This is a genomic window from Nesterenkonia sp. Act20, assembly GCF_019173455.1.
Classification (GTDB): Bacteria; Actinomycetota; Actinomycetes; order Actinomycetales; family Micrococcaceae; genus Nesterenkonia.
On the sequence record NZ_JADPQH010000001.1, the window covers coordinates 260740 to 274484 of the forward strand.

Sequence of the window (13745 nt, forward strand, 5' to 3'; positions counted from 1 at the left end):
AGGGATCCGACACGTCGTCAGCTCCTCCTGATATGTGGCAGGGCGATCACTCCATCGGGCAGCGGCGGCAGCCCGGCGAAGGAGCAGACCATATCGGCCCACGCCTGGAGGTGCGATCCGAATCTCGGCCCTGTGGGGCTCCAGGAGGCGCGCAGTTCCACGTCATTGCTGGGCTGACGGTTCTCCATGCTCCCGAAGCTCTCGGAGAGGATGCGGGTGGCCGTGCCGCCCGCATGACTGTACTCCACCCCGTGCTGGGCCAGGGAATCGCACAGCCAGGTCCAGGCGACCGAACCAAGGAGTGGGTCATTGCCCATCTCGGCGTCGAGCTCGGCGCGGATGTAGATGACCACTCGGAAGGCCCCACCCCAGGCCTGCTGTCCGGCGGGATCGTGGAGCAGGATGAAGCGTCCGGTGGCGAGAATCTCGGGGTCCGCAGGCTGCGGCCGCAGCCTGCTCGCCGGGTGGGAGCCGAGCGAGGAGACGCTGGGAGTCTGGACTTCGGCGCGCAGGGCCACCGCGTAGGGCGCCAGCTTGGAGGGGGCAGGCACCTCCGCCACATGGGCCTCAGCTCGCGGAGACGCCCGGCGGAGCTCACCGAGCGCATGCAGAAACGTCTCGGGGAGCCCCTCGATGCCAGAAGCTCCGCGTGCGTCGCTCGGACCGGTGCGGGTCGCCCCGGGCTGGTCGGGTCCTGAGCTGGGACCGAATGCTGTCACGCCCCAAGACTAGAAACCGCAGTCAGCCTGGCGTGCTAGGCGCGCCGCGCGCACTCCACCAGGGCCTCGATCTCCGCGTCGCTGGTGTGCCAGGAGCACATGATGCGCAGCACCGGATTGCCGCTGGCCGCGGTGTCCCAGACGTGGACCAGATAGCGCTGCCGAATCGCGTCGGCGACGGCCACCGGAACCTCCGGGAAGGTGGCGTTGACCTCGGTGGGACGCGAGAGAGTGACTCCCTCGATCTCGCTGAGCGCGCGGCCCAGCGTGGCGGCCTGCGAATTCGCGTGGGTGGCGTTGCGTCGCCACAGATCGGTGCCGAAGAGCTCCAGCAGCTGGGCTGAGACGTAGCGCTGCTTGCTGGCGAGCTGCATCGAGTATTTCTGGATGTAGTCCGTGCCGCGAACCCGGTCTGGATCGATGACCACCACGGCCTCGGCCGCCATGGCGCCGTTCTTGGTCCCGCCGAGACTGACGACGTCGACCCCAGCTTCGGTGGTGACCTCGCCGAGCGAGCAGCCCAGAGCCGCGGCGGCGTTGGAGATCCGCGCGCCGTCCATATGCACGCCGAGCCCGTGACCATGCGCTGCGGCGGCGATGGAGGAGATCTCCTCAGGCGTGTATACGGTGCCGAGCTCCGTGGACTGGGTCAGCGTCACTGCCAGCGGCTGCGCCGCATGGACGAATCCGAGGTTCTTCATCTCGGCCTCGACATCGGCGGCGCTGAGCTTGCCGCTCAGCGTAGGCCGCGGGAGCAGCTTCAGCGAGCCCACGTGCTCAGGTGCGGCGCCTTCATCATTGTTCACATGCGCCTGCACGGAACAGATCGCGGCCCCCCAGCGGGGGAGCAGAGCCTGCAGCGAGACCACGTTGGCGCCGGTGCCGTTGAAGACCGGCAGGATCTCGGCTCGGGGGCCGAAGATCTCCTTGGTGACCTCGCGCAGCTCGGCCGTGATGGGATCCGCCCCGTAGGGCAGTGCCGAATCCGGATTGACCCGGCTCAGAGCCTGCAGAATCTCAGGCGACACGCCGGCCACATTGTCCGAGGCGAAGGAGGCGTCGAGAACCTGGGCGGGTGCATCGGTCACCGTCACGCTCAGCTCTCCTCGCTCGGGTGGAAGTCCATAGAGATGGAGTTGATGCAGTAGCGCTGATCCGTGGGGGTGTCGAACCCCTCACCGGTGAAGAGATGCCCGAGGTGGGAGTCGCAGGAGCCACAGCGCACCTCGACCCGTTCCATACCCATCGAGACGTCTCGCAGGTACCGTATGTTCGCGTCCGCGGCGGGCTCGAAGAAGCTCGGCCAGCCGCAGCGGGAGTCGAACTTCTCGGTGGAGGTGAACAGGGCCGCCCCGCAGGCCCGGCAGGAGTACATCCCAGCCGCCTTGTTGTCCCAATATTCGCCCGTATAGGCGCGTTCGGTGCCGCCTTCGCGAAGCACCTGAAACTCCTGCGGACTCAGCCTCTCGCGCCACTGATCGTCGGAGGGTCCAGGAAGTTGATTCTCACTCATGTCTCTATCTCATCATGATCCGCGGGCGCGCGTAAGCTGATCGTCATGAAGTCCAGGCTGAAAGAGCACAGTGCACCGGCCGCACTCGAGAGTTCCGATGCTCGGCGCGTCAGACCATGGTGGAGACGCCAGAGATCTGCCGCCAAGACGACGCATCACGCGCCTACTCCGTGGATCCGAGCGGTGACGCTGGGGACCGGCACCGGACTGGCGGCCGGCATGACGCTGGCAGCCGCCGCATCGGGACTCGCCGGGTACTTCGCCCGCGCCGTCGTGACCCCGGTGCGGGAACGAGCCGAGGATCTCGAAATCCTGGCAGTCACCCGCGGATCCGAAGGTGATGAGGTGATTCTGCCCATCACCGCGGAGACGGTGGTGGATGGCACCTACGGCCTGTTCTTCCATGGGGGCCGATCCCTGGCGCGCATCGGACCGATCTCCGCGCTGGAGCCCAAGGGCGGCACCGTGACACGGCCGGTGGAGAAGGTCTATGGCGGAGATCTCCGCACGGCGGTCCGTGGCTGGTGGACCTCCGTGGTCTACCTGAATCCGAGTCACGCAGGCTTCGAAAGCGAGGAAGTCGTCATCACGCTGCCGGGCGGACCGTCACCGGCCTGGCACGTCCCACCCCAGCCTCGTGCAGCGGGCCGGCCCGAGGGCGAAGAGCCTCCGCTGGCCGGACGCAACATCTGGGCCATCGGGGTTCACGGCCGCGGCAGCAACCGCACGGAGGGGATCCGCGCCCTGGCGGCGACCTCAGCGCTGGGCATCGACACCCTCTTGATCTCCTATCGGAATGACGGGGAGGCCCCCGACGCCTCCGATGGTCGCTACGGACTGGGCGTCACCGAGTGGGAGGACGTTGAAGCGGCGATCGAGTATGCGCTGGAGCGCGGCGCGGAGGACATCGTCCTGTTGGGCTGGTCCATGGGCGGTGCGATCTCCCTGCAGACAGCTGACCGGTCACGGTTCGCCGAACACATCCGCGCACTTGTGCTCACCGGCCCGGTCATCGACTGGATGGACGTGCTGGCCTTCCAGGCCCGCGCGAACCGAATCCCGTCCTCGGTGGGGAGGCTGGGCCAGTGGTTCATCTCCAATCCTGGCGGGCGGCGCGTCACCGGACTCGCCGCCCCGGTGGATCTGCAGGCGATGAACTGGATCGACCGCGCCGAGCAGCTGCGCCACCACGTGCTGATCATGCACAGCGTCGACGACAACATCGTGCCCTACGGGCCCTCCCGGGATCTCGCCCGGAAGAACCCGAAGGTCAGCTATGTCTCCTTCGCGCAGGCCCGTCACGTCAAGGAATGGAACCACGACCCGCAGCGCTGGGACGCGACGGTGTTCGAATGGCTCCTCGACCTCTTCAGCCGGCCTGCCCCGGGGCAGTCCCGGCCAGGTGAGCCCGGATATTACGTTTGATCCGGCCCAGCATCGCCGTCATCCCGCGCAGCCGCAGGGGAGTGATCGCCCGAGCGAGCCCCAGCCGTTCGGAGAGATCGTCGGGCACGCCGAGGATCTGCTCGTAGCTCAGCCCGCTGAGTCCTTCATGCAGGATCGCCGCGAACCCTCGAGTAGTGGGAGCCTCAGGGGGCGCCGCGAAGAACAGCTCGGCCGTTCCGGCGTCGTCGTCGTACTCCACCGTGAGGAACAGCGGGGACTGACACTCCACGACCTCTTCCATCTGGTCGTAGCTACCGGCATAGCGCTCGGGAAGCTCCGGGAGCTCCCGGGAGAACTCCAGCAGCATCTCCAGCTTCTGCCGCTCTTCGAGCTCGGCGAACTCCTCGATCACTTCGGCCAGCTGCTCGGGCAGCGCGCTGGGCTCAGAGTCGGTGCTCGCCGCAGCGCGTTCTGGATCCGTCGTGCTCATCGGGTGGGTGCCTCTCCGGGCTGATCACCTGTGGCGATTGGCAGCCGCACGGCGTTGCCCCATTCGGTCCAGGAACCGTCATAATTGCGCACGTTCTCATAGCCCAGCAGATGCTGCAGCACGAACCACGTATGCGAGGAACGTTCTCCGATCCTGCAGTAGGCGATCACCTCATCGGCGGTGCCCAGCCCGGCCCGCTCGGTGTAGATCTCCTCGAGCTCAGCCCGGGACCGGAAGGTGCCGTCCTCGTTCGCAGCCTTGGCCCACGGCACGGAGGCGGCCGACGGGATGTGACCCCCGCGCATGGCGCCCTCCTGCTCGTAGCCCTCCATATGGGTGCGCTCCCCGGAATACTCCATCGGCGACCGCACGTCCACCAGGGGCTTGCCGAAATGCTCCAACACGTCTTCGCGGAACGCGCGGAACGTCGAATCATCGCGGGCCGCGGGTGTCGGGTACTCGGCCGGGGTGGCCGGAGTCGACTCCGTGGTGAGCTCGCGCTCCTCGGAGACCCATTTCTGCCGACCGCCGTCCATCAGACGCAGATCTGCATGTCCGAAGAGGGTGAAGACCCAGAGTGCGTAGGCGGCCCACCAGTTGGACTTGTCGCCGTAGAAGACGATGGTGGTCTCGGGGGTGATCCCCTTGGAAGCAGCAAAGTCGGCGAACTGCGCAGGGCCGAGGAAGTCACGGGTGACGGAGTCATTGAGGTCGGTGTGCCAGTCGATCTTCTGGGCCCCGGGGATGTGTCCCGTCTCGTAGAGCAGGACATCCTCGTTGGACTCCAGCAGCACCACGCTGGGATCGTCTTTATGCTGCGCCACCCAGTCGGTGGAGACCAGTGCCTCGGGGTGGGCGTACTGGGAGAAGTCTTTTGCTTCGGTCATGGTGTGCAGAACCTTCCTTCATGTGTTCGTCGACGCCGCGGCGAGGGTCTCTCTCCAGGATAGGGAATCGGCGGGTCAAACGAAGAGTCCTGGGTAGAGTGGTCACATGCCGACCAATGTCACTCCGCTGAGCCAGCGGACCCCTCAGCTCGGAGTGGGTCAGCTGCTCGAAGGTCTGAAGCCCTCCTTCCGGTTCTCCGAGGTGTCCTTCGACTCGTACATCCCCGACCCCGCGCACCCTTCGCAGGAGAAGGCTGTCAACGCGCTGCGTGAGTTCGCTGCGACTGCCGGGCGCAAGCCCGCCGCAGGCGGCTTCTGGGGCAAGCTGTTCGGCCGGGGCGCCTCGGGCGCCCAGGAGCCCGCCGGGATCTACCTCGATGGCGGCTTCGGGGTGGGCAAGACGCACCTGCTCGCTTCGCTGTATCACGCGGTCGAGGGTCAGCGCGCGTTCGGGACCTTCGTGGAGTACACCAACCTCGTCGGCGCCCTGTCCTTTCGGCGCACCGTGGATGTGCTCAGCGACTACACCCTGGTCTGCATCGATGAGTTCGAGCTTGATGACCCCGGGGACACGGTGCTGATGTCGCGACTCATGCGAGAGCTCGCCGACGCCGGAGTGAAGCTCGCGGCCACCTCGAACACGCTGCCCGGGTCACTCGGGGAGGGTCGCTTCGCGGCCGCAGACTTCCAGCGCGAGATCCAGGTGCTGGCGGACCAGTTCACCGTCATCAAGGTCGACGGCGAGGACTACCGCCACCGCGGACTGCCCGAGGCCCCCGCTCCGCTGAGCACCGGCGAAATCGAAGACTTCGCCGCTGAGCACTACCCAGAGGCCGCGATCGCGGTCGACGACTTTGGCGCACTGTGTGAGCGGATGACCAGCGTGCACCCCAGCCGGTATCGCCAGCTCGTCGATGATGTCGATGTGCTGGTGCTCAAGGACGTCGAGACCATCGAGGCGCAGGCACTGGCGCTGCGCTTCGTCGTGCTCGCCGACCGGCTCTATGACCAGGACGTCAAGATCATCGCCTCGGGGGTGTCCTTCGGCCAGCTCTTCACCGAAGAGATGATGTCCGGCGGATATATGAAGAAGTACCACCGCACGGTCTCGCGGCTGACCGCTCTGGCCCGCGCCGGCCAGATGGGTGAGGAGACGCTGTAGCGCCCCGCTCGGCGGAGCCTCTCGGACTCACAGCTGGAGTCCAGGTTCAGCCAGAACAGTTAACAGACCAGTTAACGGCGTGTTCACGCACCTCTGCTTGGCTGGGGCGAGCCGAATCTCGAGAAAGGCTGTTCTGATGAATGATCCGATCTTCCAGGTCGACGGTACGGCGCGCAAGAATCTCCGCGAGTTCATCGACGAGCTGCGCGACGGCGGATACACGGTCCAGGACGGTCATACCCCTGACCCGGACCTGATCGACCCGCAGGGTCGGGCCGTGGAGACCTGGCACGAGAACTACCCCTACGCTGAACGGCTCGGCCGGGATGTCTACGAGATCGAGAAGTATCACCTGCAGGTGGAGCTGCTGAAGTTCCAGTACTGGGCCGAGGACTACGGGCTCAAACATGTCCTGGTCTTCGAAGGACGTGATGCCGCCGGCAAGGGCGGCACGATCAAGCGCTTCACCGAGCACCTGAACCCGCGGACGGCGCGCGTGGTGGCGCTGAACCGCCCCTCGGACCGGGAACTCGGGCAGTGGTACTTCCAACGCTACGTGGACCATCTGCCCACCGCTGGAGAGATGGTGCTCTTCGACCGCTCCTGGTACAACCGAGCCGGAGTGGAGCGCGTCATGGGGTTCTCCTCGGAGCAGGAGTACGAGGTGTTCATGCGGCAGGCTCCGCAGTTCGAGCAGATGCTCGTCGATGCCGGGATCCACCTGACGAAGTTCTGGTTCTCGGTCACGCAGCAGGAGCAGCGCACGCGCTTCGCCATTCGGCAGATCGACCCTGTGAGGCAGTGGAAGCTCTCTCCCATGGACCTGGAGTCACTCGACCGCTGGGAGGACTACACCGAGGCGAAGGAAGAGATGTTCCGGCGCACCGATACCGACCACGCTCCCTGGATGACGATCAAGTCCAATGACAAGAAGCGCGCCCGGCTCAATGCGATGCGCTGCTTCCTCTCCCAGTTCGAATACGAGGGCAAGGACCACGAGATCGTGGGCGAACCGGACCCGCTGATCGTCCGCCGCGGCCGCGATGCCGTGGGCGACTGATTTCCTCATGGCCGGACAACGGGCCCGCTCGGGGTCGACGCGGTAGAGTGAACGTGCTCGCCACGCGGACATCGAGGTTCACGATGGCGGGATCCCATGTCAGCTCAGCGCGCGCACCGCCGCTCGCAGACCTGGGTGGGAGCCGCGAAATTGCAGCGCCCACCCTGCCTGGATGGGAAGAGACTGTCTGATCGACCTCGACGAAGGAGAATGCATGAGTGCCCACATCGGAGTGACCGGCCTAGCTGTGATGGGAGCCAATCTGGCTCGCAATCTGGCTCGCAACGGCTACACCGTAGCCCTGCACAATCGCTCTGCATCGCGCACCGACGCGCTCCTTCAGGCTCACGGCAGCGAGGGCGAGTTCATCCGCACCGAGACGCTCGCCGAACTGGTGGAGTCCCTCGAGCGTCCCCGGCGAGTCCTGATCATGGTCAAGGCCGGCGCTCCGGTGGACGCTGTCATCGAGGACCTTGTGCCGCTTCTGGACGAGGGTGACATCATCATCGACGGCGGAAACTCCTTCTTCGAAGAGACCCGCCGCCGCGAGGAGACTCTGCGCGGCAAGGGTCTGCACTTCGTCGGCGTGGGCGTCTCCGGCGGTGAGGAGGGCGCCCTGAACGGGCCCTCCATCATGCCCGGCGGCTCCCGCGAGTCCTACGACTCTTTGGGCCCGATGCTCGAGACCATCTCCGCCAAGTACAACGGCGAACCATGCTGCACCTGGATCGGCACCGATGGCGCCGGGCACTACGTGAAGATGGTCCACAACGGCATCGAATACGCCGACATGCAGGTCATCGGTGAAGCCTTCGATCTGATGCGATCCCTGGCCGGGATCGAGCCGCGCGAGCAGGCCGGGGTCTTCCGTGAGTGGAACACCACGGACCTTGCCTCGTACCTGATCGAGATCACCGCTGAGGTTCTTGAGCAGGAGGATGAGACCACGGGCCACCCGCTCGTCGATGTGGTGGTGGACTCCGCCGGGCAGAAGGGCACGGGACGCTGGACGGCGATCTCCGGCCTGGAGGTCGGTTCCCCGGTGACTGCCATCGCTGAATCCGTCTTCGCACGATCCATCTCCTCGCAGCGGGAGCTGCGCGCGGTCACCAATGCCACCTTCAGCGCAGGGATCGATGAGACGCTCTCTGCGCAGGAGAAGTACGGCAGCGCGGAGGACCGCCAGGACTTCGTCGAGGATGTCCGCCGGGCGCTCTACGCCTCCAAACTGGTCGCCTACGCGCAGGGTCTGGACATGCTGGTCGCTGCCGGGGAGGAGTTCGGTTGGGAACTGGACCTCAAGGCCATCGCGTCGCTCTGGCGTGCCGGCTGCATCATCCGCGCCGATCTGCTGGACACCATCATGAAGGCCTACGATGCTCCCCGCGAGGAGCAGCCAAAGAACCTGCTGCTGGCGCCGGAGTTCAACGAAGCGGTCAACGAGTGCCTTCCCGCCTGGCGCCGCGTGGTGGCCGCCGCCGCGACCTACGGAGTGCCGGCACCGGTGTTCTCCTCCTCACTGGCCTACTACGACAGTCTGCGCCGCGATCGCCTGCCGGCCGCGCTGACTCAGGGACTGCGTGACTACTTCGGCGCGCACACCTACCAGCGGGTGGACAAGGAAGGGACCTTCCACACCCAGTGGTCTGGTGACCGCAGCGAGATCGAGGCCTGACCCCCTGCTCGACAGAAGGGTTCCCGGACTATTGGATCGGCTTTCCGCACTGGTCGGGGTGACCCCATGAGTCTGCGCGCCACGGGCCTGCTGGCCCAGCTGGGTGCCGCCACTCCACTGGTGGCGGCACCCATGGCCGGCGGGCCGAGCCGCCCCGAGCTGGTCATCGCAGCCTCCCGAGCCGGAGGCCTGGGATTCCTCGCCGGGGGATACCAGAGCGCCGCGCAGCTTCACTCGCAGATCAGCGCGGTCCAGTCGGAAACGTCGGTGTTCGGGGTCAATCTCTTCGTGCCGAATCCCGTTCCGGTGAGCGGCCAGGACTTCGCGCGGTACCGCTCAGCACTTCAACGCTGGATCACGCAGTACGCGGGCCGGGCGTACGACGATGCCGAAGCGGCATCGATTCGGGAGCGTCTGGCTGAGGTGGTCCTGCCCGGTGATGCCCGGGCCGACGACGACGGGTGGAACGAAAAGCTCGCGCTGCTCGAGAGAGAGCCGGTCCCGGTGGTGAGCCTGACCTTCGGGCTGCCCGCCGAGCAGGACGTGCGGCGCCTACAGGCCACTGGCGCCAAGGTGATGGTCACCGTCACCGACGCCAGCGAGGCCGCGCGGGCTCAGGCAGCCGGAGCCGACGGGCTGATCGTCCAGTCCGGCGCGGCCGGAGGACATCATGGCAGCTGGAACCCCGTGCGTGAACCGCAGCGGGTCAGTCTGCGGGAGCTTCTGGGGAATGTACGTGTGCGCACCGAACTGCCGCTCTGGGCGGCCGGGGGACTGTCTACGCCAGAGGCGGTGCACGCCGTGCTGGTCCAGGGCGCTGAGGCTGCGGCAGTGGGCACCGTGCTGCTGCGCTCGGGTGAAAGTGGTGCCCATGAGGCGCATAAACAGGCACTGGCGCAGGCAAGCGCGGAGCGTTCGACCGTGGTGACCACAGCCTTCTCTGGGCGGCCGGCTCGCGCGCTGCCCAACGCGTTCACCGGCGATCTCACGGCCCAGGCGCCCTTGGGCTTTCCGGCCCTGCATCACCTGACGTCCCCGCTGCGTCGTGCCTTTGCCGAGGTCGGAGATCCGGAGGGCATCAATCTGTGGGCCGGCACCGGGTTCACCGAGACTCGTGAGGAGTCAGCAGAGGTCATTCTGCGCCGCCTCGCCGGGCAGTGAGGCGACGCAGATGAAGGGGCAGCGGGCGCCGCTCAGATGAACAGCGCCGGATCCAGCGCGTACTCGGCGGGATCGACATGCGGCTTCTTCTCGGCCACGCCTCGCTGACGGGCCTTGGCCGGGATCCCAGTGAGAATCGAGTTCGGTGGTGAGGACTTCACCACCACGGCGTTTGCGCCCACGGCAGAGCCTGCCCCGATCTCCACCGGTCCGATGACCTTCGCGCCCGCGCCCACCACGACGCCGTCGCGCAGCGTCGGATGACGCTTGGTGTGCTCCAGAGACCGACCACCCAAGGTGACACCCTGATAGAGCATGCAGTCGTCGCCGATCTCCGCGGTCTCGCCGATCACCACGCCCATGCCGTGATCGATGAAGAATCGCCGGCCGATCTGCGCCCCGGGATGGATCTCTATACCGGTGACCCCTCGGGTGAACTGGGAGAGCATCCGCGCCGGCGTCTTGAGACCGTCGTGGCGCCACATACGGTGTGCGACCCGATGAGACCACACGGCATGCAGGCCCGAGTAGACGAGGACCACTTCGGCGGAGCTGCGGGCCGCCGGATCGTGTTCACGCGCAGCTTTGATGTCCTCGCGCAGACGCTTCAGTGGGCCCAAGGGGTCATCACCTTTCGGAATAGATCAGAGGGAAGTCAGGCCAGAGCCCGGCGTGGCGACGCACGCCGGGATCAGCCGCGGATGTCTTCGTAGAGCAGCGTGGAGATGTAGCGCTCACCGAAGTCGCAGGCGATGGTCACGATGAGCTTGTCTCGGTTCTCCTCGCGGGAGGCCAGCTCCAGTGCGGCCGCGATATTGGCGCCGGTGGAGATTCCGCCCAGGATTCCCTCCTGCATCCCCAGGTCGCGCGCCATGGTGACGGCCTTCTCGAGGTTGGCCTGGTAGACCTCGTCGTAGATCTCCTGGTCCAGGATGTCTGGAACGAAGTTCGGACCGATGCCCTGGATCTTGTGGGGCCCGGCCTTGCCGCCGGAGAGAATGGGGGAGTCCTCGGGCTCGACCGCCACCAGGTGGATTCCGGGCTTGTATTCCTTGAGCCGACGGCCGGCTCCGGTGATGGTGCCGCCGGTGCCGATGCCTGCGATGAAGATGTCGACTTCGCCGTCGGTGTCGCGCCAGATCTCTTCTCCGGTGGTCCGGTAGTGCGCGGCAGGGTTTGCCTCATTGGCGAACTGGCGGGCCCAGATGGAGTTCTCGGTCTCTTCGACGATGGACTTGGCCCGCTCCACGGCCCCGCGCATGCCCTCGGCGCCGGGTGTCAGGACGATCTCGGCTCCGTACGCCCGCAGCATCACTCGACGCTCCGTGGACATGGTCTCTGGCATGGTCAGCACCACGCGGTATCCCCGCGCGGCTCCGACCATCGCGAGGGCGATTCCGGTGTTGCCGGAGGTGCCCTCCACGATGGTCCCGCCGGGCTTGAGCATTCCCGAGGCCTCAGCGGCGTCGACTATGGCAGCGCCGATGCGGTCCTTGATGGAGCTCGCCGGTGAATAGAACTCGAGCTTCACGGCGATGTTGCCGGGCAGGTCTGCTCCCAGGCGGTTGAGCCGCACAAGGGGCGTATTGCCGACTGCCTGGGTGATGTCGTCAAGAATCTTCGCCATTAGCGGGTGGACCTTTCTTCCTCGGGTTTCAACCATGAAGCATAGTCTCTGCGGAGCTTCGCGACCTTGGGGTCGATGATGACCTGACAGTATCCGACTTCAGGTCGACGAGAGTGGAAGTCCTGGTGGACCTCTTCGGCCTCGTGCACCGGCCCCAGGGGCTCCAACGTCGTGACGATGGGCTGGTCAAAGGAGTCTTGCGCCCGCTGAATCGCAGCGGCGAACTCCTCATGCTCGTCCTCTGTGGAATAGAACATGGCGGACCGGTACTGCGTGCCCACGTCGTAGCCCTGGCGGTTCAGAGTGGTCGGATCGTGGCTCGAGAAGAAGACGTCATAGAGCACCTGATCGGGAAGCACCAAGGGGTCGTAGCTGATCTCCACCGCCTCGGCGTGTCCGGTCCATCCCGAGGCCACCGCCTCGTAGATCGCGGGGCCGGTGCCTCCGGTGTAGACGCTGCGGACCGAATGGACACCGCTGAGCCTGCGCGCCACGGAATCCAGGCACCAGAAGCACCCTGCGGCGAGGACCACGGTCTTGAGTGAGTTTTCCATGACCAGCACAACCCCCCGTGTGCCGCACTGTATTCCTGGCCAGTTCCCTGTAGAACTGAGGTATGTCCTCGAGCCCAGTCCAGCGTCCGGTTCAGTCCTCCTCCGGCGGCCCGGCGCCGCTGTTGGAGGAGGTGCTCAGCATTGCGGAGGAGCTGTGGCCGCAGGCGCTGGCGGAATCCTGGGATGCGGTGGGTCTGGTCACCGGTCGCCGCGACCGGGAAGTGCGGCGCATCCATTTTGCTGTGGACCCCGTGCAGGCTGTCGTGACCGAGGCCTGCACGAGTGGAGCGGATCTGCTGATCACCCATCACCCGCTGCTTCTGCGCGGGGTGCATTCGGTGGAGGCGGGACACTTCAAGGGCGAACTCGTCCACGATCTCATCGAGGCTGGCTGTGCGCTGCTGAGCGCACATACGAATTCCGATTCTGCGATCGGGGGAGTCAACGACGTCCTCGCCGGTCTGCTGGGGGTTCAGGACACAGAACCTCTTCGGCCAGCCGAGGCAGGTCTCGCGGACGAGGGACTGGGTCGGATAGGCACCCTCACGGCGCCGGTGACTCTTGCCGATTTCGCCTCCACCGTCTTCTCCGTCCTGCCGGCGGTGGCGGGAGGAGTGCGAGTCGCCGGGGACAGGGACGCCCTGGTCCAGCGGGTGGCGCTGTGCGGAGGAGCCGGCGATTCCCTGCTGGGCGCCGCGGCGCAGGCTCAGGCGGATGTCTTCCTGACTGCTGACCTGCGCCATCACCCGGCCTCTGAGGCGCGCGAGGCCGCAGCCCAGCAACGCCCCTATCTGATCGATGTGTCCCATTTCGCCTCCGAATGGCTGTGGCTGCCGGCGGCAGCCGAGGCACTTGACCGGGCGCTGCGCGATCGCGGATACGATGTTGAGGTCGCGGTGAGCGGAATCAACACCGATCCTTGGGACTTCGTCCTGACCCCGGGACACTGACCTCAGCCCTGATCCCGGCACACCGACACTCGCCTCGAACCGGGGCGGGAAGCAGCCCGTCAGCAACCAGCAGCCCATGAAGGTGCGTGAGCCATGACCACTCTGTTCGTCGAGGCCGACGGCGGCAGCCGCGGCAATCCTGGAATCGCCGGCTCCGGCGCCCTGGTCCGCAATGAGGCAGGGGTGATCCTGGCCACCAAGGCCACGCCACTGGGGAAGGCGAGCAACAATGTCGCCGAGTACACCGGGCTCATCGAAGGTCTGCGGCTGGCCCGGGAGCTGGATCCTGAAGCCTTCGTGGAGGTCAAGCTGGACTCCAAGCTCGTGGTGGAACAGATGAGCGGGCGCTGGAAGATCAAGCACGAGGATATGAGACGCCTTGCCGCCGAGGCCGCCACCATCATGAATCCGATGCAGGTGCGCTACACCTGGATCCCGCGAAAGGACAACGGCGACGCCGACGCCCTGAGCAATGAAGCCATGGACGCCTGCGCCGCCGGTGTCGCGTGGGATCCCAGCAAGAGCCGGATTCGACCGAAGCACTGATCCGTGCTGATCCGT

15 protein-coding genes are annotated in these 13745 nt (G+C 66.2%); 7 read left to right on the top strand and 8 right to left on the bottom strand.

The window, feature by feature from the left end; genetic code table 11:
- Positions 1-17: 17 nt before the first annotated feature.
- The 3 genes from IY716_RS01165 to msrB all read right to left on the bottom strand — a co-directional run bounded on the left by IY716_RS01165 (position 18) and on the right by msrB (position 2232).
- Positions 18-635 carry a DUF3000 domain-containing protein gene (locus tag IY716_RS01165; protein WP_218221331.1) on the bottom strand — a complete coding sequence of 206 codons (618 nt, stop codon included), beginning with the start codon at positions 633-635 and terminating at the stop codon, positions 18-20.
- A 119-nt stretch (positions 636-754) separates the two neighbouring features.
- On the bottom strand, positions 755-1813 hold the full coding sequence (locus IY716_RS01170) for a low specificity L-threonine aldolase (protein ID WP_369699545.1): 1059 nt from the start codon (positions 1811-1813) through the stop codon (positions 755-757).
- Between the two features lie 2 nt (positions 1814-1815).
- A complete protein-coding gene (gene msrB, locus IY716_RS01175) occupies positions 1816-2232 on the bottom strand; it encodes a peptide-methionine (R)-S-oxide reductase MsrB (protein WP_218219833.1) in 417 nt (138 codons plus the stop codon).
- 183 nt (positions 2233-2415) lie between these two features.
- Here msrB and IY716_RS01180 point away from each other — a divergent pair, with 183 nt between their 5' ends.
- Positions 2416-3657 carry an alpha/beta hydrolase family protein gene (locus IY716_RS01180; RefSeq protein WP_369699546.1) on the top strand — a complete coding sequence of 414 codons (1242 nt, stop codon included), beginning with the start codon at positions 2416-2418 and terminating at the stop codon, positions 3655-3657.
- On the opposite strand, the gene IY716_RS01185 is transcribed toward IY716_RS01180, so the two are convergent.
- On the bottom strand, positions 3602-4108 hold the full coding sequence (locus tag IY716_RS01185; protein ID WP_218219835.1) for a SufE family protein: 507 nt from the start codon (positions 4106-4108) through the stop codon (positions 3602-3604). The genes IY716_RS01180 and IY716_RS01185 overlap by 56 nt on opposite strands.
- Positions 4105-4995, bottom strand: coding sequence for a sulfurtransferase (locus tag IY716_RS01190; protein ID WP_218219836.1), 891 nt, complete (start codon positions 4993-4995; stop codon positions 4105-4107). Before IY716_RS01190 ends, IY716_RS01185 begins: the two co-directional genes overlap by 4 nt.
- 106 nt (positions 4996-5101) lie before the next feature.
- Between IY716_RS01190 and zapE the strand changes: the two genes are divergently transcribed.
- From zapE to IY716_RS01210, 4 genes are all read left to right on the top strand, one after another.
- Positions 5102-6157: a cell division protein ZapE gene (zapE, locus tag IY716_RS01195; protein WP_218219837.1), complete on the top strand. Its 1056-nt coding sequence runs from the start codon at positions 5102-5104 to the stop codon at positions 6155-6157.
- Between the two features lie 136 nt (positions 6158-6293).
- Positions 6294-7217 (top strand): polyphosphate kinase 2, encoded by a 924-nt coding sequence (gene ppk2, locus IY716_RS01200; RefSeq protein WP_192590378.1) that lies wholly within the window; start codon positions 6294-6296, stop codon positions 7215-7217.
- A gap of 214 nt (positions 7218-7431) precedes the next feature.
- Positions 7432-8892 carry an NADP-dependent phosphogluconate dehydrogenase gene (gene gndA, locus IY716_RS01205; RefSeq protein ID WP_218219838.1) on the top strand — a complete coding sequence of 487 codons (1461 nt, stop codon included), beginning with the start codon at positions 7432-7434 and terminating at the stop codon, positions 8890-8892.
- A gap of 66 nt (positions 8893-8958) precedes the next feature.
- The gene (locus IY716_RS01210; RefSeq protein WP_255316386.1) at positions 8959-10053 is read left to right on the top strand and encodes a nitronate monooxygenase family protein; all 1095 of its coding nucleotides are present in this window, start codon (positions 8959-8961) and stop codon (positions 10051-10053) included.
- Positions 10054-10085: 32 nt separating this feature from the next.
- On the opposite strand, the gene epsC is transcribed toward IY716_RS01210, so the two are convergent.
- The 3 genes from epsC to msrA all read right to left on the bottom strand — a co-directional run bounded on the left by epsC (position 10086) and on the right by msrA (position 12234).
- Positions 10086-10673 carry a serine O-acetyltransferase EpsC gene (gene epsC, locus IY716_RS01215; RefSeq protein WP_218219839.1) on the bottom strand — a complete coding sequence of 196 codons (588 nt, stop codon included), beginning with the start codon at positions 10671-10673 and terminating at the stop codon, positions 10086-10088.
- A gap of 71 nt (positions 10674-10744) precedes the next feature.
- Positions 10745-11680, bottom strand: a complete 936-nt coding sequence (gene cysK / locus IY716_RS01220) for a cysteine synthase A (RefSeq protein WP_192590382.1) — start codon at positions 11678-11680, stop codon at positions 10745-10747.
- Positions 11680-12234: a peptide-methionine (S)-S-oxide reductase MsrA gene (gene msrA, locus IY716_RS01225; protein WP_218219840.1), complete on the bottom strand. Its 555-nt coding sequence runs from the start codon at positions 12232-12234 to the stop codon at positions 11680-11682. Before msrA ends, cysK begins: the two co-directional genes overlap by 1 nt.
- A gap of 62 nt (positions 12235-12296) precedes the next feature.
- Here msrA and IY716_RS01230 point away from each other — a divergent pair, with 62 nt between their 5' ends.
- Complete coding sequence (locus tag IY716_RS01230) at positions 12297-13184, top strand: Nif3-like dinuclear metal center hexameric protein (RefSeq protein ID WP_218219841.1); 888 nt, start codon at positions 12297-12299, stop codon at positions 13182-13184.
- A gap of 93 nt (positions 13185-13277) precedes the next feature.
- Positions 13278-13730: a reverse transcriptase-like protein gene (locus IY716_RS01235; protein ID WP_218219842.1), complete on the top strand. Its 453-nt coding sequence runs from the start codon at positions 13278-13280 to the stop codon at positions 13728-13730.
- Positions 13731-13745 lie beyond the last annotated feature (15 nt).